Source organism: Bradyrhizobium sp. MI1.7, from assembly GCF_055811795.1.
On the sequence record NZ_JBVVPO010000086.1, the window covers coordinates 1 to 20483 of the forward strand.

Annotated in this window: 22 protein-coding genes and 1 pseudogene; 8 read left to right on the plus strand and 15 right to left on the minus strand. The window is 60.9% G+C overall.

Going from position 1 to position 20483, the window contains the following annotated elements; genetic code table 11:
* On the plus strand, nucleotides 1–197 hold a 197-nt coding region (locus tag AC0L3X_RS41450; protein WP_473317397.1), incomplete at its 5' end, for a hypothetical protein.
* Between the two features lie 163 nt (nucleotides 198–360).
* Here the strand turns inward: AC0L3X_RS41450 and AC0L3X_RS41455 are convergent.
* Nucleotides 361–2511 (minus strand): acyltransferase family protein, encoded by a 2151-nt coding sequence (locus AC0L3X_RS41455; protein ID WP_084795043.1) that lies wholly within the window; start codon nucleotides 2509–2511, stop codon nucleotides 361–363.
* Nucleotides 2512–2896: 385 nt separating this feature from the next.
* Here AC0L3X_RS41455 and AC0L3X_RS41460 point away from each other — a divergent pair.
* Nucleotides 2897–3010: pseudogene (locus AC0L3X_RS41460) on the plus strand (hypothetical protein); the annotation flags it as partial.
* Nucleotides 3011–3015: 5 nt separating this feature from the next.
* Here AC0L3X_RS41460 and AC0L3X_RS41465 read toward each other — a convergent pair.
* The 4 genes from AC0L3X_RS41465 to AC0L3X_RS41480 form a co-directional block, all read right to left on the minus strand.
* Nucleotides 3016–3255, minus strand: coding sequence for a hypothetical protein (locus tag AC0L3X_RS41465; RefSeq protein WP_187387993.1), 240 nt, complete (start codon nucleotides 3253–3255; stop codon nucleotides 3016–3018).
* Between the two features lie 668 nt (nucleotides 3256–3923).
* Complete coding sequence (locus AC0L3X_RS41470; protein WP_473317398.1) at nucleotides 3924–4160, minus strand: hypothetical protein; 237 nt, start codon at nucleotides 4158–4160, stop codon at nucleotides 3924–3926.
* Nucleotides 4161–4488: 328 nt separating this feature from the next.
* Entirely contained in the window at nucleotides 4489–5007 is a 519-nt protein-coding gene (locus AC0L3X_RS41475; RefSeq protein WP_063982057.1) for a Cache 3/Cache 2 fusion domain-containing protein, read from the minus strand.
* Between the two features lie 491 nt (nucleotides 5008–5498).
* Complete coding sequence (locus AC0L3X_RS41480) at nucleotides 5499–5906, minus strand: hypothetical protein (protein ID WP_085405751.1); 408 nt, start codon at nucleotides 5904–5906, stop codon at nucleotides 5499–5501.
* Between the two features lie 389 nt (nucleotides 5907–6295).
* On the opposite strand from AC0L3X_RS41480, the gene AC0L3X_RS41485 reads away from it, so the two are divergent.
* The 3 genes from AC0L3X_RS41485 to AC0L3X_RS41495 all read left to right on the plus strand — a co-directional run bounded on the left by AC0L3X_RS41485 (nucleotide 6296) and on the right by AC0L3X_RS41495 (nucleotide 7590).
* Nucleotides 6296–6982: an SOS response-associated peptidase gene (locus AC0L3X_RS41485; RefSeq protein WP_354077023.1), complete on the plus strand. Its 687-nt coding sequence runs from the start codon at nucleotides 6296–6298 to the stop codon at nucleotides 6980–6982.
* Nucleotides 6983–7195: 213 nt separating this feature from the next.
* A complete protein-coding gene (locus AC0L3X_RS41490) occupies nucleotides 7196–7396 on the plus strand; it encodes a hypothetical protein (RefSeq protein WP_063982055.1) in 201 nt (66 codons plus the stop codon).
* The gene (locus tag AC0L3X_RS41495) at nucleotides 7393–7590 is read left to right on the plus strand and encodes a hypothetical protein (RefSeq protein WP_028153017.1); all 198 of its coding nucleotides are present in this window, start codon (nucleotides 7393–7395) and stop codon (nucleotides 7588–7590) included. The genes AC0L3X_RS41490 and AC0L3X_RS41495 overlap by 4 nt, the downstream gene beginning before the upstream one ends.
* A gap of 38 nt (nucleotides 7591–7628) precedes the next feature.
* On the opposite strand, the gene AC0L3X_RS41500 is transcribed toward AC0L3X_RS41495, so the two are convergent.
* The 3 genes from AC0L3X_RS41500 to AC0L3X_RS41510 all read right to left on the minus strand — a co-directional run bounded on the left by AC0L3X_RS41500 (nucleotide 7629) and on the right by AC0L3X_RS41510 (nucleotide 8865).
* On the minus strand, nucleotides 7629–7877 hold the full coding sequence (locus tag AC0L3X_RS41500) for a hypothetical protein (RefSeq protein ID WP_014493719.1): 249 nt from the start codon (nucleotides 7875–7877) through the stop codon (nucleotides 7629–7631).
* A gap of 439 nt (nucleotides 7878–8316) precedes the next feature.
* A complete protein-coding gene (locus tag AC0L3X_RS41505) occupies nucleotides 8317–8508 on the minus strand; it encodes a hypothetical protein (protein WP_231142698.1) in 192 nt (63 codons plus the stop codon).
* Nucleotides 8509–8550: 42 nt separating this feature from the next.
* Nucleotides 8551–8865: a hypothetical protein gene (locus AC0L3X_RS41510; RefSeq protein WP_231142700.1), complete on the minus strand. Its 315-nt coding sequence runs from the start codon at nucleotides 8863–8865 to the stop codon at nucleotides 8551–8553.
* 972 nt (nucleotides 8866–9837) lie between these two features.
* On the opposite strand from AC0L3X_RS41510, the gene AC0L3X_RS41515 reads away from it, so the two are divergent.
* Nucleotides 9838–10023, plus strand: coding sequence for a hypothetical protein (locus AC0L3X_RS41515; RefSeq protein WP_014493715.1), 186 nt, complete (start codon nucleotides 9838–9840; stop codon nucleotides 10021–10023).
* Nucleotides 10024–10057: 34 nt separating this feature from the next.
* Here AC0L3X_RS41515 and AC0L3X_RS41520 read toward each other — a convergent pair whose 3' ends face one another.
* Nucleotides 10058–10231: a DUF3606 domain-containing protein gene (locus AC0L3X_RS41520; RefSeq protein ID WP_064502491.1), complete on the minus strand. Its 174-nt coding sequence runs from the start codon at nucleotides 10229–10231 to the stop codon at nucleotides 10058–10060.
* Between the two features lie 694 nt (nucleotides 10232–10925).
* Between AC0L3X_RS41520 and AC0L3X_RS41525 the strand changes: the two genes are divergently transcribed.
* Nucleotides 10926–12293, plus strand: a complete 1368-nt coding sequence (locus AC0L3X_RS41525) for an NRAMP family divalent metal transporter (RefSeq protein WP_231142703.1) — start codon at nucleotides 10926–10928, stop codon at nucleotides 12291–12293.
* A gap of 116 nt (nucleotides 12294–12409) precedes the next feature.
* On the opposite strand, the gene AC0L3X_RS41530 is transcribed toward AC0L3X_RS41525, so the two are convergent.
* From AC0L3X_RS41530 to rocF, 4 genes are all read right to left on the minus strand, one after another.
* Complete coding sequence (locus AC0L3X_RS41530) at nucleotides 12410–12694, minus strand: hypothetical protein (RefSeq protein WP_063982050.1); 285 nt, start codon at nucleotides 12692–12694, stop codon at nucleotides 12410–12412.
* Nucleotides 12695–12807: 113 nt separating this feature from the next.
* Nucleotides 12808–13350 (minus strand): c-type cytochrome, encoded by a 543-nt coding sequence (locus tag AC0L3X_RS41535; RefSeq protein WP_063982049.1) that lies wholly within the window; start codon nucleotides 13348–13350, stop codon nucleotides 12808–12810.
* On the minus strand, nucleotides 13337–14608 hold the full coding sequence (gene soxC, locus AC0L3X_RS41540; RefSeq protein ID WP_063982048.1) for a sulfite dehydrogenase: 1272 nt from the start codon (nucleotides 14606–14608) through the stop codon (nucleotides 13337–13339). Before soxC ends, AC0L3X_RS41535 begins: the two co-directional genes overlap by 14 nt.
* Nucleotides 14609–14768: 160 nt before the next feature.
* Complete coding sequence (rocF, locus tag AC0L3X_RS41545) at nucleotides 14769–15746, minus strand: arginase (protein ID WP_063982047.1); 978 nt, start codon at nucleotides 15744–15746, stop codon at nucleotides 14769–14771.
* Nucleotides 15747–16023: 277 nt separating this feature from the next.
* On the opposite strand from rocF, the gene AC0L3X_RS41550 reads away from it, so the two are divergent.
* Nucleotides 16024–16317, plus strand: coding sequence for a hypothetical protein (locus AC0L3X_RS41550; protein ID WP_063982046.1), 294 nt, complete (start codon nucleotides 16024–16026; stop codon nucleotides 16315–16317).
* On the opposite strand, the gene AC0L3X_RS41555 is transcribed toward AC0L3X_RS41550, so the two are convergent.
* Together AC0L3X_RS41555 and AC0L3X_RS41560 are read right to left on the minus strand one after the other, a co-directional pair.
* The gene (locus AC0L3X_RS41555; protein WP_063982045.1) at nucleotides 16304–19048 is read right to left on the minus strand and encodes an EAL domain-containing protein; all 2745 of its coding nucleotides are present in this window, start codon (nucleotides 19046–19048) and stop codon (nucleotides 16304–16306) included. The two genes, AC0L3X_RS41550 and AC0L3X_RS41555, sit on opposite strands and share 14 nt — an antisense overlap.
* A 61-nt stretch (nucleotides 19049–19109) precedes the next feature.
* Nucleotides 19110–20357, minus strand: a complete 1248-nt coding sequence (locus AC0L3X_RS41560) for a FecR domain-containing protein (protein WP_063982044.1) — start codon at nucleotides 20355–20357, stop codon at nucleotides 19110–19112.
* Nucleotides 20358–20483 lie beyond the last annotated feature (126 nt).

Here is a 20483-nt window from a genome sequence, read left to right on the forward strand (position 1 = left end):
AAGCCGATCTCCAATCAGAGATCGATCATTCCTCGCTCGACGCCTTCAATGGAAGGTGGGACCGAAACAGCGCTTACGCCACTTCAGTCTGGCCGCGCCGTCAATCGCTTCCGACAAACCAGTCGGCGCACGAAATTTCACCAATTGTTCAAACCTGGTGGGGTCGTCCATTTCTTGTCCTCATGCGCTCTGCATGAGGTTGTAAATACGCGAGATGGATGATGCGTGGCCATGCCAACGCTGCTGGTGTTACGAGTTTGGTGAAAGCCGCGAACTTTCCGGCGCGCATCTGGGCCGGTCTCGGATCTGCCTTCTTCCGAGAAGGGACGACACTCGGACATTGCGGTAAAAAGAGAGGCACTACATCAAAAGAAAATCCAGGAAGTGCAAATGCTCCCGTACAAACACAGGACGCAAATGGACGCCGTCCGAAAATATCGGCTCGCGCGCTCCAAAAAAGGGTGAACACATCTCACCGTTACCGCAAACGTCAGGAAAGACATCTAGCAACTTCGCGCCCGTGCGCTCCGCGACGGTGCGTAGATCTGCGTCATGCTGAGCAAAAGGCGCTCGCAAATCGGTAATTCGCACGGATGATTGGGCATTCGGATCGACACGAATCCCAGTGACACTTCGAGTGACCATGCGTTGGGGATTTAGAGCGGTAGGGGACTGCGGCGCGCCTAGCACAAGGTAAACCGTCGCGTTTCGCTTCAATTCGCGAACAAAATCTTCGAGATTGGCATAGAAAGCGCGCCTGCCTTCGTCTCCTCCCTCCAGAGGGATAGACGTGCCAGCCCGTTCGATGAAGGCATGTTTCCTTGGCCAATAATGAGGACTGATAACGACCGCTTGCACTTTCTCTCTTCGTACCAGTTCCGACAATCTGTTCACGACGACGCCGCAGTCTGCAAATTCATCGCGTGCGGTCACGCCAGGCACCAACGGGCATGCTGGGCCTGTCACAAAATAAGCGCTGACCGCCAACTGCCCTTGGTCTTCGAGTTGCTGCAAACGAGGGCCGTAGTGGAACATTGTGCTATTGCCTGCCAGCGCGACTTTACGGTCGCCTTGTCCGATCTGCGCCACTACGGAATTTCTGCGGCGATCAAATTCAAGAACGTTCATGCCCTTCGTCGGCGCGTAGGTCTCATCGAGAGTGGCAGCATTCATCTTCTCCAGATCAAGGCTGGCCTGAAACCGTTGAGGCACACCACCTATGATCGATACCATCAAGCCAGAAGCGCCAAGCACGGCGACGCATGCCGCCGCAATGGCAGTGTATCGAAAGCGATTTGAATTAAGACGAACGGGCTGCTCAATGAAACGATACGTGGCCCAAGCTAGCAGCAAGCTCGCAACCACAAGTCCGAAAGCCATAAGAGAGGTTGGGGGCTTCCCTCGGATAACATAGGAGAAGGCGATCAGTGGCCAGTGCCAAAGGTATAGGGGATAGCTGATAAGGCCTATGGATACCGCAGCGCGGTTTGAAAGGATCGTTTTGTTAACAATGGCATTTGGTCCCGCCATGATGACCGCGATCGACCCCGCCACAGGTAGCAAAGCGAGCCATCCGGGAAAGCGCATCTCGGGTGCGAACGAAGCCGCAGAGATTGCAATGGCTGCAATGCCCGTAATTGAAATTACATGCCTGAGGCTTGCTTTGAGATTGATATCCGGTCGCCAAGCCAGTGCTGCACCCGCCAGTAGTTCCCAGAAGCGGGAGACCGGCAGGTAGAAATCGCTCGATGTGTCAGTGAGCGAGAGAGCCAAGTTGACCACAAAGGAGGCCACAAGCAACCCAGCTGTCAATCGCCCAATCGTAGCCTTTAGTTTGAAAGCAACCCAAAGCAGCGGTGGCCAGAGAATATAAAACTGCTCTTCAATCCCCAAAGACCAAAGATGCAGTAGCGGCTTTGAAGTAGCGGCACCGTCGAAGTACCCGCTCTCGCTCCAGAGCGCGATGTTAGACAGGAAGCTGGCCCCGAAAAATACCTGCTTGCCGAGTTGAGCAAGCTGCGAGGGCATCAATACGACGAAGCCATATACCAAGACGGCGGTGAGGCATACGGCGAGGGCAGGAAAGATGCGCCTGATGCGGCGCCCATAAAAGCCCGCCAAGGAGAAGCGGTGCTGCTCGATTTCGCTGAACAGGATTTTCGAGATGAGATATCCGGAGATGACAAAAAACACGTCAACGCCAACAAAGCCGCCAGGAAGCCACGCTTCATTAGGGAACGCATGGAAGATCACCACCAAAAGCACAGCCACCGCCCGCAACCCGTCGATATCGGGGCGATAGCTTTGGGCGAGCGTAGTTGTGTTGATCGGCGCGCGTCCGGCGCGGTTGAACTGCCCTGGATAAGATCCAAACTCGACAAATGTTTTTGTTGGCGCGTCTCGCGGAAAACTGTCGAGCAACTCCGCTTGTCTGCGGGCGCCTTGCATCCGGGAATAATGCTGTCGCAACTGAGTAGCGTTGCGAAGCACTCCAACCACAGTATGGATCATGCCGCTCGTTCCACCCTAGGTGCGTCGTGGCATGTTTTTCGATATGTGTCTAATTATTTCCAAGCGTTTCTATTCCGCTGTCGAAAATCACCTATTCTGGACATTTGGAGGGTTTGGGCAGGGGGACGCCGAAGCGATCAACGTACCGCACCACTCGCAAGTTCGAATGATCGCCCGCATGGTAAGCCGCGAGCGCCGCCTCATCCCCGTCTAGGAACATGGCAAGTGCAACTTGACTGACGACCCAAACGCCACCACCGACCCGCCGGCCAAGTCCATGTTGAGGACACCAATTCCGGATCGTGGTCTCAGATTTTCCTGCCCTTCTAGCTGCCGCAGCTAAACTGATCCCTTCCCGAGGGTCATATGGCGTGAGCACCTTCATATGAGCAGCCTCAGGCGCTTTCACGTTCAGTCTAAGTATCCCGGAAGGGTCGACTTGCTCAAACCGGTCGATTATCTCTGCGACCAAACGTGCCCAACGTATCACGCACGCCATTGGCTTTATTGGGACGCTACGCATTTTACCTTGGCCGGATCGACTTTCATGACCGATAGGGCTGCCTCAACATTTCGCACGTTCATCCTGGGTGGATCGAACGCGATGTCTTCAGGCGCACCAACTGGGAACTGATCTGTTTCGCCTTCGCGCTCGACGAGGTCCGTCCTCTCGCATACTTCGTCGTGCGCGTGGTGCACGTTGTCGATCACGTATGAAGTAACAGGAGTAAGATTCGGGTTCATGCACGAGCTCTCCTGTGTCCGACAAGTACACGCTGGGATGTGCGCCAACTTAAACTTGCGAAAAATGACGGATTATTTTTGCGGGGGCATCAGATGGGTTGACGCTTGCAAGTTTCCCCCATGCCGCGCGTGCGTCGGCAAATTGTGGTCACAGCACTGTCACAACGGTCACATCAATTCGGCTTGCCTCGACTTGACCTTTGGGGGGTACGCCCCCTAACATATTGTAGTGATCGTCAGTGTTTTCAGGGACTTTTGAGACTTGCACTAGAGAGACGCCAAGCCCACCGAACCGGTCGCGTTGCCCTCCAATGCAGCCGTTTCACCCGGCGAGCCGACGTCTAGAGCCGGGCTCTGTGGTCTGTATGTAAGCGCGTCGGCCATCCAGCGCGGCCAACCGGTCAATTCCGCAATGCCTTGAGCTGGGGGATCTGGCTCAATCCGCGGTTGGCGCGGCTTCTGTCGGTCAGTGCTCATGTATTCTCCTGCGAACGCAGCCAAAGCTCTTCGTGAGAGACGTCGAAATCGCCCGTCGCGCCGATGCTTCCAAGAACGCTTAGCGGTTCGCGGAGCACGGATTCCTCAACATGGGCGTCGAACGTTTGACCGTCGCCGGGATGTACAATGACCCGCTCGATGCGATGAATGAACTCAAGGGCTTACCGTCTTCATTCGCGATGGGCTGCAACGGCTTGCCCCATCCGCGATCGAGAATTGGCGGCCGAGACACGTGCATGCGCTGGAGCATTCTTGTCGAGCATGATCTTCACGAGAGTATTCACGGCGTGTACCGTGTGCGTCCGCGCAAAGGATTTGATCTCAGTCATCGTTCGCTGCTTCAAAGTTCTGCGAGCCGCCTCCCTCACCAACGCCACTTCAGAACGCTTGTTCACCAATTCGGTCATCTGAAAAACCCCGTTGCAATCAGGTCCGGTCCTGGTTCGAGAATAAAAAAACCCGCGGCGGATGAATCTCCGGCGCGGGTACGAACGAAATCGTCTCAATGATAGTATTATGCCAGTGTGTTGCCCGACGTGTCAAAGACGCCAAAGCGGCTCCGGGTGCGGGTCGCGCCGGCGCCGTCATTCCAACCGGCAAATCGGCGACGTCGGTTTTTGGGATTTGAGCAGAAATTCTCTGCCAACCAGAGTATTGCCGGTTTTGACCCAACTCGGACCTCGACAGCTACGGCCGCGCGTCCAGTGTTGCCAGACGATTTCTCATGGCTCTCAACTACTTCTTGTAGCCGACGTAATAGGTGCCGATTTCGGCGCCCGTACTGTCCTTGATCGGTTCGTATCCGGTTATGTAGGGCGTACCCAGTATAGGCACCTCGCCGTAATAGCTCTTCCCCGCCTTGATCGCTTCAAGCGCTGGCCCGGCCAGGACGGTGCCAACTGCTCGGCCGCTTCCATCGGGTTTTGGCACACTTGTGGACACTCGGACGTATTCGCCTCCGTCTTTTGCAAACAGCGTGGCCGTCATCCCTTTGCCGTCCTCGCTTCCAACCGCGTCGACGATGTCAAAGTTGTTATTGATCTTAGTCGTGCCGAAATGCAGAGCGGGTGCGTCTTTACCCCCAACAGCTTCCCTTCCTTCGAGCTTGGGGGCTCCTAATTTCGCCGTCATAGCTTTTAAGGTTTCCATCGATTTCGTTACTCTCGGATCCGCTTGGGCGTGCCCGGTGCCCGGCGTTAGTGCAACAAGGCATGCGGCGGCCATAATGCCGACCAGAAAGGTTTTCCGATCCATTGTAAGCTCCTGATGTGAAATACGGCATTTTCCTTCACGCGCACATCACGCGGTGTGCACGACATTCGCGCCTCGGTTTTGACTGCGATTGAACAGACCAGAGATTACAGGTCTAAGAATTTGCCCGCCGACGGCATCAGCGCTGCCGCTAAGATAATTGGCGAATACAGGACTGTCGGCACGTCCTCATGGCAGCTCGCAAGAGAAGTTACATCACTTCTGCCTTGCCGCAAAGCGCGGTCGCGGCCCGCGCGTTGGTACACGGTTCACTCTGCTTCAAGGTCCTGCATTAGATTTGTAGTCGGGGTACCCGAAACTGACGAGCCCGGCGGCACTCGAGCAATCACAGAAATGCGCTCTGTTGGGCAGACCGGACATAGGCGACACGGTCGCTGATCGATGCGATTGACCGAGGCGGTCCTGCACGCGGATGGCGCGTTGTCGCATGCACCATCCGCACCCACAATCGATCTCTTGCGAAGAAACGAGCGTTAAGCCTTTAGGTCGGTGATCCGCATAATCGCGACCACATTCCCATCGTTGAACGCCTGTTCTTTTGTTTCCTTGTTGCAGGTCCAGACAAAATTCTTCTTGCCCGTAAAGGTCTTTCCCTCCTGCTCAAGCCGAAGCTCCCCTTCGGTGATATGGCAGATCATGGCATTCATCATCGGGGGCCCCATGGTCTTTGACCCCGGCTGCATAATGATATCGCGCATTGAGACGGTCTTAAAACCTGGGATCAAGGATGGTGTTTCGCCTTCATATTCACGCACCACGACACCTGGCCAAGGCGTCGTATCCTTGTAGCTTGTGGCTTGAGCGGCGGCTGGCTTGACCATGGCAGCCGAAACTGCAGCCAACGCGATTCCCAGTGCGGACCTTCGATCGATCTTGCTCATCGCTTTCTCCCGACGTTACCGAACGAGCCGCCGCATAAGCAGCGCGCAAAGTTCGTGGTGAACGGTGGTACGAAACCGAAAAAAGAACGGCTTCTAAGAGAGCGTGCTTGCCGACGGCACAAGTGCTGCTCGTTTGCCCGGACGGTGATTTCGGCACGTCCCGCTTCAAGGGGCAGTGGCATTCTACGTCACTTGACGCATCCGGGAAACAGGTGGCGTCACACGAAGACACTGTGGCCCCTAAGCAATGTCCGGAATTGGCCCTTAATGCACAGGCCAACCTGACGTCTGTTTGCCCATTGATGCGAATACAAGCATCATTACAACTAGCGACCCCCCTCACTCGAAACTACCTTTGGCCTGGCGAGCGGTAAGGAATAATCGTCTCCATGTGCAATCTGTATTCGATCACCACCAATCAGGCCGCCATCGCCGGGCTCTTCCGCGTGGTCCGTCGCTACGAGGGTAACTTGCCACCAATGCCGGGCGTATTTCCGGATTACCCGGCACCGGTCATTCGCGACGCAGGTGGGGGCGAACGGGAGATTGTGATGATGCGTTGGGGCATGCCGCCACCACCGAGCAAGCCCGGCCCGCCCGTCACCAACATCCGCAACACCTCGTCGCCGCACTGGCGCGCATGGCTCAAGCCGGAGCATCGCTGTCTCGTGCCCGTCAACAGTTTTGCTGAGTATGCCCCTGAGCCGAATCCGGAAACAAAGAAGAAGGACGTCGTGTGGTTTGCGATGGACGAGACGCGGCCGCTGTTCGCGTTCGCCGGTATCTGGACAACTTTCAAGGGCGATCGCGGTACGAAGTCAAAGCCCGTGCCTGGACCTCATCAGGTCCATGGCTTTCTCACGACGGCGCCGAATGCCGTTGTCGAGCCCATTCATCCAAAGGCAATGCCGGTGATCCTGACGACGGCCGAAGAACGAGATGCTTGGCTGCGGGCGCCATGGGACGAGGCTAAGGCGCTGCAACGGCCTTTGTCAGATCAAGCGCTTAAAATCGTGGCGCGGGGCGCAGACAAGGAGGATAGACCTTCAATCGCCGACGCCACTTCCGTTCAATAGTGAACTTAGGAACTACCTGCACGCGATAGGAATAAACTGCTCAAACCGAGCTGCGATGACGCCCGAGAGATTCTTCGATCCACTTAACAAATGATACTGACTCTCCTCGGCCCGAGGCGTAGAGTTGAAATATCACCGCAGCGGCACTTGGCATCGGTCGGTGATGAGAACGCCAGTTGCGCTCCCGCCCCACTCGAACGAGGGAGCAATGCCATGCTGAAGCGACGTCGTTACAAACAGTCCAAAACTCTCAAGGAGCGGCTCGCTGACGAGGCCGCTCGCCTTCGCGAGGAGGCCCAGTCGCTTGCGCCGGGACGGCGCCGTGAGATCCTGCTGCGCCGGGCGCGACAGGACGAGACGGCCATGCAGATCGAGTCCTGGCTGCATTCGCCGGGCCTGAGGGCGCCGACATGAGCCGGCAATACCGCGCCTATCTGGTCGGCGAGAACGGCGTGTTTCGCTCCGCCGAAGCGTTCGAGGCTGACTCCGATGCATCCGCGCTTCGCGTCGCACAACAGTTCACGCGCCGGGGCAACGTCGAGGTCTGGCAGCTCGACCGGAAGATCGGCCTGTTGCTGGCGCAAGCCACGCCGCCCATCGCAGCCTGACCGGCAGCCACGCGCCTGAACCGCCGCACTGGAAGGTGTCACTCCTCCGCAAGCTTGCGCTCGATATAGGCGTCCACCGTCTCCGCGAAGGAGCGCTGCACCCCGACCGCGGCACCGTGCTGGTCGAGCGCGTCGCGCTGGAGCACGCGCAGGCCGCGCCCGCGGAGGCTGGCCGGCGCGGTGTTCAAATATTGATCGATGGCGCCTTTGGCGAGCGGAATGGCCCTCGGATCGCCCCTTGCGATCAAGAGACGCAAGAGGCTCTGGCAATCGGCCAAACCGGGCATGGCTCCGCCTTCAGCGTTGCTGCGATTTCGGCTTCGGCCGCTTGACCGGCTGGGTGTGCGTGCCGAACAGTGCCAGCAGAAACGCGACTTCTTCCTTCGAACCGACCTGGATCATGACTTGTCTCCTTCTCGCTCCGTTGGTCGGGGCCAACGGGCGCGGCGTTCAGGACAATCGGGTTTCAGCAATGTTTCAGGCGTGTTTCGTCGAGACCGAAATCGATCTTCAGACAACGATCTACAGGTGGCTGCTGAACGTCTGGCGGCGGTGCCGCCGGTGTTTTTGTCCCACCTAACTCCTGAAAACGGCCCCGGCGCGGGACGGGGGGCTGGGGGGCGCCGGAGCCGCCATTCCAGGCCGGCCATCGGCGGTGGGCCGACCACAAGACCAATTCCAGTTTGGCGCAAGAAGTTCCAAAGGGGACCTGGCAAAGCGAACAGCTCAATACTGAGGACGCTTCAACAGCTCCGGCAATCGCGCGATTGCCGTTGCGATCCGTCGCGCCTCGTCGCGCGATAGATATTGGTGGGCATACTGATAGCCCCACGAGTGCAGATCATCGCGATGAAGAACGCAGCAGATCGTGAAGCCGTTCGCGTCCTTGACTCGGAAGCACTCCTCTTCCGCGATCATGACCCACGGCGCCGGAAACCGCCTGAGATTGTCCATCCATGATCACGGGCGTGCGTGGCCCCGTTGCTGCTCAACTCCGTGCGGTACGAGGCGGCGCTTGGCAAGACCAGTCCGCGGCGTTGCCGGCGGCCGGCGCGGAACGAAGAGGCTGCGCACGAGAATAGGCTCGCTGTCGCCGAGCCGTGTCCGCTCCTGAACCAGGCCGCTCATCACGACGCGCATCTTCATGATCTCTTCCGCCACGAAGGTGCAGTCCTCGTCGCGATTGATCTGCTCGTGCATGATGGCCTCGGCCTCTCGCATGCTGATGCGTAACGCTCTGATAATGTTGCGGATTTCATTGATGCGGTTGTCCACAGCCCATCTCCACCTGACGACCGGACAATAAGAACAAATCATGAACAATGAGTCAATACGATCTTCACTCGGATGACTGATTGCTGCCGGAGAGGCCATGCACAAGAATAGGCTGTCGCCGAGCCGTGTCCGCTGGCCTGTTTCCGACGTGGCCTAGTTTCAATTTTGGAACTGAAACCGGACGAGCCGTTACGAGAGTCGATCAAATGGCTCAAGGAGCGCGACATGCCGGAGCGCCGGAGAGTGACGCAAACCCGCTCCCTTGAGGAACGCCTTGTCGAAGAAGCCAAGCGGCTTCGTGCGCAGGCTCAACTACTCCCCCCAGGTTTTGATCGGGAGCATGCAATCCGTAAGGCCTGCCAAGCCGAGACCGGGTCGCACATGAACGAGTGGCTGAGATCGCCCGGGCTACAGCCGCCGAAGTGAGGCCACCTCAGTTGGCGGCCTCTCCTGTTTCTGGCGGCATGTAATCGTCCGGAAACGGCAGCATGAAGTCCTATCCCATGGTGTCCTAATCCGCCTCTGCGGGTGTGAAACGATCTCGTCTCCTACCCGTATCTATTGGGGCGGGGGATTTCAGTGCCCAGTTCGACGCAGCGCCGCTAAGCATCCATTTGAGCTTGGTCGCGTTGTGCCGTTGAACCTTCTCGTCATCCATTTGGACTGATCAATATCCGGGATTTTGCTGATCCCTCTCGGGGCTGGAACGCCGCCGCCTGCGCTTCATTTCAAGCGGGCGGCGTTTTCATTTGTGTCCTAATCTGCCAGATCGGCTGTCCTAATTAGAACAGCCCCCGATGTGGGAGATCTTCCACCCCCAAAGGTCCGGCCAACAGCGTCCCGGCATCGTTGGCCCAACGGGTCAAACTTTAGCCAAATGCGGTGAAGCGGATTCGGCGGAATGAAATCTCCTCGCGCCATGCTGGGACATGTCCCTTGCGAGGGTGCATGGGCAGGCTGGAGATTCCGTCGATGTATTACGTCGCCGCCGCATTGCTGGTGCTGTCGGGACTGTTCTACTCCGCGAGCCATCACGAGCTCGGCCAGTTCGGTGCGAACGTGTGCAGCTATGGCAGCACGTTCTGCGACAACCCGGTGGTCGTCTTCACCGGCGGCGCGCTGGCCGCCGCCTGGGGCATGTTCGTCAGCATCAAGTAGCAGCACGCGCCTCGGCGCGCATGCGTTGGACGCGTTACATCGCCAATTCCTTGCGGACGGCCGCGGCCGAATTGCCGACCTTGTCGACAGCCTTTTGCAGCTCCTCCTTCGATACGCCGAGCGCGTGCGTCCAGTACTTGACCTCGAAGGCCTCGTGCATGTTGATCTTGCTGCGATCCGGTTGCCCGCGCTTCGTCAGATGGTCCATCGCGTATCCTCCCTCATGGAAGAGCAAAACGCCACCATGGACCGGCCGTTCCAAACGGCAGGACGAGACTCATACGTCGAGGCTTACGCGTCGAGGCTCATACGTTCAGCCACAGCATCGAAGCGAGCACCGCTGAAAAGAGAAACAGCCCGACAATTGCAATTCTGAAAACCAGGTCGGCGGCCAAATGTGCCCCCTCTTGTCGTTGCAAATTCTTTGCTCGTACGGCGCGCGGCCCCGCCTTGGGCAAGGCAGGACCGCACCGTGACTTTGCTGCCGGGGCGGGTTGGAACGGCCCGTCAAGCGGCACCGCAACACGCTCATCCACCATTGGTTCCAGGTTTTTCGGAGAGCGCGAATCGGAGCGATGTTAACCCCACTGATCAGTGGGCGCCACTGTCATGAGAACCAGACCGTGCCGCGCGACGGCGGACAGCCGAGCAAGTGCTGCCTGATCGCCGACGGCTTCCGTGTCCAGGGATCGGCCGACCGTCGGCGACATGCTCTGGCGCAAGAGGCTGGCGACCGTTTTGAACGTGGGCAAACGAAGAGCCCGCAACCGGTGACGGTGCGGGCTCGACGATCTCTGTGATGGTACTACTTTACAAGTGTTTTGCCCGACGTGTCAAAGCAAAGAAGAAGCATCGGCGTCAGCAGACGGCGCGGCGCCGGCCGACGCAGGAACTTTGCGGCCATGACGCGCTTAAAGCACACTTCGCAATTCCGGAAGCCGGAAGGTCAGCCCCTGTCAAACCGATCGAAGCAGCACGCCGCCAAGCACGACAGCGCCGAAGGATCGGCGAAGCCCGGGACGGGACTGCTGCAACGGCTGGGGCCCGGGCTCATCACCGGCGCAGCCGACGACGATCCGTCGGGCATCGCCACCTATTCGCAGGCGGGTGCGCAATTCGGCTACGGGCTGCTCTGGACGGTTTTTCTCACCCTGCCGTTCATGATCGCGATTCAGCTCGTCAGCGCTCGGATCGGCCGGGTCACCGGCAAAGGGCTCGCCGCCAACGTCCTGCAGCTCGCGCCGCGCTGGATCGTGCTGGGGCTCGTCTCGCTGCTCGTCATCGCCAACACCTTCAACATCGCCGCCGACATCGCCGCGATGGCGGAGGCGCTCTCGCTGGTCATCGGCGGGCTCAATCACGAGCACGCCCTGATCTTCGCGGCGGGTTCGACCCTGCTCCAGGTGTTCGTGCCCTATCGCCGCTATTCGCCGGTGCTGAAATTCCTGACGCTGACGCTGTTCGCCTATGTCGCCACCGCCTTCACCGTGGAGATCCCGTGGAGCACCGCGTTGCTCGCCGCGGTATGGCCGAAGGCGACGATCAGCGCCGACTATTTCCTGATGGTCGTCGCCGTGCTCGGCACCACCATCAGCCCCTATCTCTTCTTCTGGCAGGCCTCGCAAGAAGTCGAGGAGATGAACCAGGGCAAGCGCGACAAGCCGCTGCGCGACCTTCCAACCGGGGGCGCCCCTGAAATCGCGCGCATCAAGGCCGACACCATCGTCGGCATGCTGCTCTCCAACAGCATCGCCTTCTTCATCATCCTGACCACGGCGGCCGTGCTGAACGGCAATGGCATCACCAGGATCAACTCGGCGACGGAAGCGGCCGAAGCGCTGCGTCCGCTCGCCGGCGATTTCACCTTCGCGCTGTTCGCGCTCGGCATTATCGGCACCGGCCTTTTGGCGATCCCGGTACTCGCGGGCTCGGCGGCTTACGCCGTTGCTGAGACTTTCGGCTGGCACGCCACGCTGGAGGCGAAGCCGGAAAAGGCGATCGGCTTCTACGCCATCATCGCGGCCGCAACCATCATCGGCTTCGGTCTCGGCTTCACCGGCATCGACTCGATTCACATGCTGGTATGGAGCGCGGTGCTCAACGGCATCGTTGCCGTGCCGGTCATGGCCATGATGATGCTGATCGTCTCGAGCCGTGCGATCATGGGCCGCTTCAAGGCCCGCTCACGGCTGGTCGCGCTGGGCTGGCTCGGCACCGCGATCATGGCGCTGGCCGTCCTCGCTCTGCTCGGCTCGTCCGCGATCGGCTGACCAGACCGGCGACAGCGACGCCGAGACCTGCGACGCCAAGATCTGCGGCGCCAAGATCTGCGACGCGACGACGACGATGAAGGCCGCGAGCACGGCCGGCACGCTGATGAACCGTATTACGGCGTCACGGGATTGACGGTCGGAGATGTCTTCGGCCCCGGCCGCTCCGGCTCGACCAGCGACTTCGGTGCGGTGGGAAGCACCTTGGCGCCGGCGGCATGTGCGGCCTCGCCCGTCGTCGCATACATCGCAACATGAGCCGGCTGAGTCTTGGCGCGGTTCCACGGCCCGTGATCGACGATCACCATCGCAGCAATCGTCAAGCCGGCCACGATCAGCGCGATCACGCCGGGATGGCGAAGCGCCGAGGACATGGAGTTTACGAAGCGATGTGTTGTCATCGAAGGACCCGTGCTGTTTCCTCTCGCGGGTTAACTCAAACGCATCCTGCGAGTTCCGCCCTTCGCTTAAGCAAGTTCTGAGCCACTGCGCGGAACCGATCGTCCCGATGCGATCACTTTTTCACGTCCGGGCGCGCGTCGCCGACAAAGCTGTCGCGGTTCGGCATTTTGACAGCCGAAAGCGATTTGGCATTGAGTGTCGCATCGGCTCCCACCAGCCCGTTCAGGTTCAGGATATAGGCGGACACCGCATAGACGTCCTCGTCGCTCAGCGACTGCGGCGCGTTCTGCGGCATGGCGCGGCGGATATAATCGAACAGGGTCGGCGCATAAGGCCAATAGCTGCCGACGGTGCGGATCGGCTTGGCCGTTGCGATCGTGCCCTGCCCACCGGCGAGCCGGTCACCCAAGCCACCCTCGCCTTTATCGCCATGGCACGAAGCACATTGCTGGGCGAACACCTCGCGCCCATGGCTGACCGAACCGCCTCCCTGCGGTAGATTGCGGCCGTCACGTCCGACATCGATATTCCAGCCCGCGATCTCCGCAGCCGTCGCAGGGCGACCGATGCCATAAGGGCTTTGCGCCTGCGCTCCGCTCGCGAAGGCACCCAGCGCGATTGCGACGGCAACGCCGCAGGTCTCACGCCAGCGCATTGGTCACCTCGCCGTCGGCCGCGATGCGCCAGGGCCAGATCGCGTTGTTGTGGTAGAAATAGTTCTCGCCGCGCACCGCGAGCAGTTCGGCCAGCGTCGGCTGCACATAGCCGGTCTCGTCGACGGCACGGCTCTGGATCACGGCTGGCTTGCCGTCCCATTGCCAAGGCAGGCGGAAGCGCGTGAGGGCGCGCGTCAACACCGGCTCCTGCAATCGCGCGTCCTGCCAGCTCTTGCCGTCATCGACCGAAACCTCGACACGCTTGATCTTGCCATGTCCGCTCCACGCGATGCCGGTGATCTCGTGGAAGCCGGGCGCGCTCAGGCGATGACCGCCCGAGGGGCGCGTAATGATCGACTTCGTTTCCATATAGAAGGAAAACTCGCGCGCCGTGCCGTCGGACAAGAGATCGGTGTATTTCGAGGTCTCTTCGCGCGAATAAATGGGCTCCGCGGTCACGTGCAGGCGGCGCAGCCACTTCACGCTCATATTGCCTTCGAAGCCCGGCAGAAACAGCCGCAAGGGATAGCCCTGCTGCGGACGCAACCGCTCGCCGTTCTGGCTGTAGACCAGAAGGGCGTCCTCGAGGCATTTCTCGATCGGAATGCTGCGCGTCAGCGCGGCGGCGTCAGCGCCTTCGGCGACGACCCATTTGGCGTCCGGTTTCAATCCGGCCTCCTGGAGCACGAGCTTCAGGCTCACGCCGGTCCATTCGGCGCAACTCACCAGACCCACGAGGTCCGATGCCGTCTTGCCATAGGGCTTGGTGTAACCGGGATTGCCGGAGCATTCGAGGAAGTGGATGCGCGACTCCGACGGGAAGCGCCTGAGATCGTCCATCGTGAAGATCAGAGGCCGCTCGACGAGGCCGTGCATCATCAACCGATGCTGCGCCGGGTCGATGGTCGGAACACCGCCATGATGCCGCTCGTAGAACAGTCCATTCGGCGTGATGATGCCGTCGAGCTCCTGCAATGGCGTCCGGCTGGAGGCCGATATGTACTGCTTGAGAGTCTTCGAGATGTTCTTGACGACGCCCTTCTCGAACGGTGACGGCGCGCCATAGGGCTGGGCTCCCATCGGCTCGCCCGGCGCCTTCATCCATTCGGGAATGTTGGGCGGAAGGTTGTCCGTCTCCGCCGCGGCCGACGCACCAGCGCCCAGAACGGCGCCGCCCGCCACCGCGGTGCCGCCTTGCAGGAAGCGACGGCGTGTTGTTCTCGCGGATTTTCCCGCGGCGTCGATCGTGCTGCTCATTGCGGATCCTCGGCTGAAGCGCGACCCGCATCAAACCCTCCGCGAAGGGCGTTTGCAATCCGCACCTATTTCAAAAACAGGCGATTTCGACCAGGACTGGTCTAGATCAGCCAGCCGCAACAGTCATTCCGTTCTTCGCGATGCAAGACAGCTCTCAGTTTCACTCGCCCGGAGCGATCGCGTTACTCGGCGTCGGGCGGTCGGTGATCTGCTGTCCGAACAGGCTGCCGATCAGCTCGACCGCAGTGCGCGCGGTGCGACCGCGCTCGTCCAGGAACGGGTTGAGCTCGACGATGTCGACCGATCCGACCACGCCGGAATCATGAAGCAGCTCCATGATCAGATGCGCCTCGCGATAGGTCGCTCCGCCCGGCACTGTGGTGCCGACTCCCGGCGCCACACACGGATCGAGGAAATCGACATCGAAGCTGACATGGAGCACGCCATCGCACGCCTTGACGCGCTCGATGACGCGCCGGATCAGCACAGCGACGCCAAACTCGTCGATCTGGCGCATGTCGACCACCCTGATCCGGCGTGTGCGCATCAATTCCCTTTCGAGCTTGTCGATCGAACGCGCGCCGAACAGGTCCAGCCTGTCGGGATCAATCGAGGCGCGCGGATCATCGCCGAGCAATCCGTCGAGGCCGGGCTCGCCACACAAGAACGCCGCCGACATGCCGTGCATGTTGGCGGTGATCGTCGTCTCGGGCGTGTTGTAATCGGCATGGGCGTCGAGCCAGAGCACGAACAGCGCGCGTCCGCGCTCCTGCCAATGGCGCGCCATGGCATTTACCGATCCCATCGACAATGTGTGATCGCCGCCGAGGAAGATCGGCAACGCGCCGGTCTGCGCGATCTCATGGCCTCTGCGACTCAGCACCCGCGTCCAGCGCTGGATTTCGCGATAGTGATTGGCTTTCTCGGGCGGCCTGTCAGCGAGGTCCCCGACCTCCGCCACGGAGAGATCACCGTAATCGACGACTTCGAAATCAAGGCTTTCGAGCAGTGCCGCAAGGCCGGCGGTGCGCAGCGCTGCGGGGCCCATCAAGGTGCCACGCTGCGAAGCTCCCATGTCGATGGGCGCGCCTAGCAAGGCGATGCGCCGGGCTCGATCCGGCATGGTCCGATCGGTCACGGCAGCCTCCTGACATCCACAAGGTCGTGACAGCCTAACAGAGATTCGGACCCGTCGTTTCACGGGTATTTCCCGCTGAAAAGACGCCGCGCGAGAAGCCGTCCCGGAACAAAATCCCGCGCGCCGCATTTTCCCTGCAAGGCCGGCACCCGCCGTACATTACGGCGCCTGTCGCGGATAGCCAAAGGTCTTCGGACCCGCTGTTCAAAACGAGCGCTCGCGCGGATAGCCAAAGGTGCCGGCCTCATTCACCTCATCAGAAGCGGAGTTTACGACTTTGAGCACCGAGATTCCGCAGCCCCCGTCCCAGCCCGGCATGGCCGAGCGCGCCATCGACGCGGCGGCCGACGTCTCCCACACGATCGGAGAGGTCGCGGGAGGCTTGCGCGCCGCTGTCGACCGCTTGACGCATGTCATCGACGAAGCTCGAAAGCCCGGCCGGCCGCTCGCGACGGTCGCGGCAATCACGCGCGAAGCGCCCCTGGCCAGTCTGTTCGTCGCCTTCCTCTTTGGCGTGGCAGTTGCACGCCGGCGCTACCGATCGGAGTTGAAGCGGTTCAGGCCGCGCTGACGGCTTCGAGTTCAGCCGGCAGGAATTGCCTCTCGAACGCCTCGGCAGGCATCGGGCGGCCGAAGAAATATCCCTGCCCTTCCTCGCATCCCATGCTGACCAGGAAGTCGGCCGTGGCACGGTTCTCGATGCCTTCCGCCACCACAGTGAGCCCGAGTTGCTTGCTGAGACCAATGGTCGAGCCGACGATCGCGGCGTCGTCGGAATCGGCGAGCAGGTCAAGCACGAACGACCGGTCGATCTTGAGCCCGTCGAGCGGAAACTTCTTCAGATAGCTCAGGCTCGCGTAGCCCGTGCCGAAATCGTCGAACAGGACGCGGACGCCGAGCTGCTGGATCCGCTCGAACATGTCGAGCACGCGGCTTTCGTCATGCAGCAGGATATCCTCCGTGACTTCGAGCTCGAGCAGCGAGGGCGTGAGCCCCGTCTTCGCGAGCAGCGCCGCAACGGAATGCGCGAGGTCGCCGGAGTCGAGCTGCGACGGCGAGAGGTTGATCGCGACGCGCACGCTGTTTCCGGACAATTCCCAGGCTCGCGCCTGCCGGCAGGCGGTCTCCATCACCCAGTTCGCGATCCGCTCGGACAGGGACGAGGTGTTGACCACCGGCATGAATTCCCCGGGCGAGACATAGCCGCGCGCGGGATGCCGCCAGCGGATGAGCGCTTCAGCCCCGAGCAGGCTGCCGTCGACCAGCCGAACCTGTGGCTGGTAGAACAGTTCGAACTCTCCGCGATCCGCGGCAAGCGCCAGTTCGCTCTCCAATGTCAGCCGGTTCTCCAGCTCCTGCCTGATCGCGCTCTCGAAGATCACGTGGCTGCCGCGCCGCGTCATCTTTGCCTTGCTCAGCGCCAGATGACCATTGCCGAGAAGATCATCGGCGTTGTGCCCACCTTCCGGATAAACGGCGACGCCAATGCTGATCCTGACGCGATGTTGGCGCGCGCCCGTTGCGAGCGGCACTTCGAACGCGCGCGCGATCCGCTCGGCAAACTCCACAATCGGCTCGCCAGCCTCCGTGCAATCAAGCGCGATGGCGAACTCGTCGCCGCTGAGCCGGGCGACGACCGCCTTGCCATCGACCTTGGTCCGGAGGCGCTCCGCGACGGCCCGCAGCACGAGGTCGCCGGCCGAATGTCCAAGCATGTCGTTGATCTGCTGGAAGCCATCGAGGCCGAGCACGAGCAGCGCGACGTCGGACGATCGCCGCTCCGCCGCGGCGATCAGATTGGCGAGGCTCGCATGCAGCATGTTGCGGTTGGCAAGACCGGTCAACGCGTCATGTTCGGCGAGATACCTGACGCGTTCGGCTTCGCGCTTGCGGACCGAGATGTCGCGCAGGATCGCTCCGTACTGGAAGCCGTCCGTGCCCTGCCAGCCCGAAAAGCTCGCTTCGACCGGGAACGTCTCGCCGTTCTTCCGCCGCCCCTGGAACTCGACGACGACGGCACCGCCGGGCACCAACAGCGCCTGGCGCGCAGCATCGCGCATGGCAAAAGCCTTTGCGCCACCGCCGGTGGGCTCCGCACAGAGCGTTTCGAACGGACGCCCGATCATCTCGGTCGGCATGTAACCGAAGATCGCACTGGCGCCCGGATTCCACACCGTGATCCGATGATCCTCGTCGGTGCAGATCAAACCGTCGCCGAGCGACATCGCGATACGATGAAAGCGGCTCTCGGCAATACGTCCCAGGAGACTACGGAAATCGATCTCGTCGAGTGCAATCGCCGTCAGATAGGCAATGATCGCAATGTGAAACAGCGACGTGTCGATGATGAGCGGCCAGCTTGCCTGCACGAGCGCAGCGGCAAGTTCCACGCCCGCTCCTGCGGCGACGAGGATGGTGACACGGACGCCCGGTGCGGAACGGCGCCACGAATACATCATCGCCAGGCAGATCAGGCCCAAGCCAATGATCATGCCGGCATCGGACGTCCAGCGCAGCATCCGGTTCTGGAGGATCGATTCCGCCGCGAGCGCCTGGAGGACGGGCCCAGAGACGCTCTTACCGTTTGGAACACTGAACCGGTCGCCCAGTTCGAGCGCGGTAGCACCGACGATGATCTTCTTGTCTCTCAGCTTGTCCAAGGTCGCGGTATCGCCGCGCAGCACGTCATAATAGGAGACACTTGGGATGGAGGCCGCACGAATGCCGAAATCGATCAGGAAGGGTGGCCGCCGATTGGCGTCCTGCCCGGCCAGCACGACGGCCATCGACGGCATCACGGCATCGCCAAGCTTCTCTCCGACCGGATAGCGGCGCACGAGCCCGTCGGATTCGATCGCAACATTGACGACGGCCGGCCACGACTGGTTGCTGAACGGCTTCAGTGGACGATTGATGTGAACCGCGCCACCATTCGGCGTCGGCTGCTTGAAGGAGGGCAGGATCGTCGAACCGCCGACCTCCCGAAGCGCCGTGACGAGGGCCTCGTCTGAGGCCGGATCCGATGGTGTGCTGAAATCGACGTCGAAGGCGACGTCCTGTGCCCCCGCCGCCTCGAGCCTGTGCAACAGTTCCGCGTGGAGCCGGCGCGGCCAGGGCCATATCCCGATCTGGTCGATCGAGGGGGCGTCGATGGCCACCACGACGACATTGCCGCTGGCCGTACGCGATTGCCAGGCGAAGCGCAGATCGGTGAGCGCGTTGCGAAGCGCGCCGTGCCACCCCGTGGACAGCACGACCGCAAGCGCGATCATGACGAGAATATGCGGCCGATGGCGTTTCACTTTGCTCCCCTGCACCGGCGGTCCCTGCCGCCAGGCGCTCCCCTATGCCGACGACACGGTCCTAGCGATGGCCTCTGCCCCAATACCAACCATAGTGGTGGCCATGATTGCCGTTACCGTTGTTGCCGTTATTCCCGTTTCCGCTATTCCCGTTGCCGTTGTCGCCATTATTGCCGGTGCCACCGCTTCCGTTGCTGGTTGTACCAGTCCCGTTGCTTCCGCTCCCAGAGCTTCCGCCGGACACATCGCTGGTCGAACCAGAGGTGGTCGCAACAGTCGTCGTCGTATTTGACGACGTCGACGTGGCACTGGCCGCGGGTGCACTGCTGCTCACCGTAACCGCCGTCACGTTGGAGCTGTTGGCGGCCGTGGTCGTCTTGCTCGCCTTCGTATCGCTCCACACCGTCTCGGTCCCGGTGCTGGCGTTCGCGTTGCGCACGTGCCCCGTTGTCACGGCGCCGTGGGCGAGCCCGTTCGTGACCTTGTGGACGTTCAGCTTGACCTCGCCGAGCGAACTGGAGATGCGCACGACGCCGCCTTTGGGCGCCTGACCGCCGGCCGCTTGATGCGATTGCGCCGGCGCGCCGGCCGCCTTGGTCCCCTTGTCGATCGGACCGAGCGCATGGATCGCATGGCCGCTCGCCGCATTGCGCGGTGCCGACAGGCCCGATTTCGGCACCGGGACACGCTCGATCGTCGAGGCGCGCGGCTTGCCGTGCTCGATCGGATTGAAGGTCCCGGCACCACTCAGGCTGAGGCCGGGCTTGCCGTGCTCAAAGGAGGTGGCGGCCTGTCCCGGCATGACCTGTGCGATCTGTCCGGACTTGAAGTCGGAGACTTCAACCTGGCCGCGGAGCACGCCGACCTTGGTGCTGCCAGCATTCACGGTGACGCTGAATTGCGTTCCCTTGACCACGGCGGCGAGATACGGCGTCTCGACCTCGAAATGCTTGACGTTGCGCTTCTCGACCTCGAGCAGGATCGAACCCGCCTGCTGGATGATAGTGGTCGAGAGCCCTTCCTTCTTCTCGGCCGGCAAACCGACCACCGACTTCGGGGAGATCAAAATCGATTCCTCGCCGCGGACGAGCAGCACGCGTCCGTTGCGTCCGGTGCGAATGGTATCACCGGCCCTCAGCGTCCCTTCTTGGGTCAATGACACAGGCTGCGCGCCGTTGGCGGCAAGCCAGACCTCACCCGAGGACTTGCTGATTGACCAGACGCCATCATCCGCGGCAGATGCGAACGAGGCCGTACCCAGGATCAGCGCGGCCACGAAGGCGCACCGCATTCCAACTCTGCCCAGCATCACGATCCTCAGTCCCGCATTACAGCCAGGCCTGAGGCGTATCCGAAATCACTCAAGAGAGAATTAGCGGGAACCGGCAAGTCCAATGGCTGCATTAACCAATCATTGACCATAAAAAACTAAGAA

What these genes read in the sequence shown, in the direction of transcription:
- AC0L3X_RS41455 (WP_084795043.1), bottom strand. Translation starts at nt 2,511, where the DNA reads ATGATCCATACTGTGGTTGGAGTGCTTCGCAACGCTACTCAGTTGCGA.
- AC0L3X_RS41465 (WP_187387993.1), bottom strand. Translation starts at nt 3,255, where the DNA reads ATGAACCCGAATCTTACTCCTGTTACTTCATACGTGATCGACAACGTG.
- AC0L3X_RS41470 (WP_473317398.1), bottom strand. Translation starts at nt 4,160, where the DNA reads ATGACCGAATTGGTGAACAAGCGTTCTGAAGTGGCGTTGGTGAGGGAG.
- AC0L3X_RS41475 (WP_063982057.1), bottom strand. Translation starts at nt 5,007, where the DNA reads ATGGATCGGAAAACCTTTCTGGTCGGCATTATGGCCGCCGCATGCCTT.
- AC0L3X_RS41480 (WP_085405751.1), bottom strand. Translation starts at nt 5,906, where the DNA reads ATGAGCAAGATCGATCGAAGGTCCGCACTGGGAATCGCGTTGGCTGCA.
- AC0L3X_RS41485 (WP_354077023.1), top strand. Translation starts at nt 6,296, where the DNA reads ATGTGCAATCTGTATTCGATCACCACCAATCAGGCCGCCATCGCCGGG.
- AC0L3X_RS41490 (WP_063982055.1), top strand. Translation starts at nt 7,196, where the DNA reads ATGCTGAAGCGACGTCGTTACAAACAGTCCAAAACTCTCAAGGAGCGG.
- AC0L3X_RS41495 (WP_028153017.1), top strand. Translation starts at nt 7,393, where the DNA reads ATGAGCCGGCAATACCGCGCCTATCTGGTCGGCGAGAACGGCGTGTTT.
- AC0L3X_RS41500 (WP_014493719.1), bottom strand. Translation starts at nt 7,877, where the DNA reads ATGCCCGGTTTGGCCGATTGCCAGAGCCTCTTGCGTCTCTTGATCGCA.
- AC0L3X_RS41505 (WP_231142698.1), bottom strand. Translation starts at nt 8,508, where the DNA reads ATGATCGCGGAAGAGGAGTGCTTCCGAGTCAAGGACGCGAACGGCTTC.
- AC0L3X_RS41515 (WP_014493715.1), top strand. Translation starts at nt 9,838, where the DNA reads ATGTATTACGTCGCCGCCGCATTGCTGGTGCTGTCGGGACTGTTCTAC.
- AC0L3X_RS41520 (WP_064502491.1), bottom strand. Translation starts at nt 10,231, where the DNA reads ATGGACCATCTGACGAAGCGCGGGCAACCGGATCGCAGCAAGATCAAC.
- AC0L3X_RS41525 (WP_231142703.1), top strand. Translation starts at nt 10,926, where the DNA reads ATGACGCGCTTAAAGCACACTTCGCAATTCCGGAAGCCGGAAGGTCAG.
- AC0L3X_RS41530 (WP_063982050.1), bottom strand. Translation starts at nt 12,694, where the DNA reads ATGACAACACATCGCTTCGTAAACTCCATGTCCTCGGCGCTTCGCCAT.
- AC0L3X_RS41535 (WP_063982049.1), bottom strand. Translation starts at nt 13,350, where the DNA reads ATGCGCTGGCGTGAGACCTGCGGCGTTGCCGTCGCAATCGCGCTGGGT.
- soxC (WP_063982048.1), bottom strand. Translation starts at nt 14,608, where the DNA reads ATGAGCAGCACGATCGACGCCGCGGGAAAATCCGCGAGAACAACACGC.
- AC0L3X_RS41560 (WP_063982044.1), bottom strand. Translation starts at nt 20,357, where the DNA reads ATGCTGGGCAGAGTTGGAATGCGGTGCGCCTTCGTGGCCGCGCTGATC.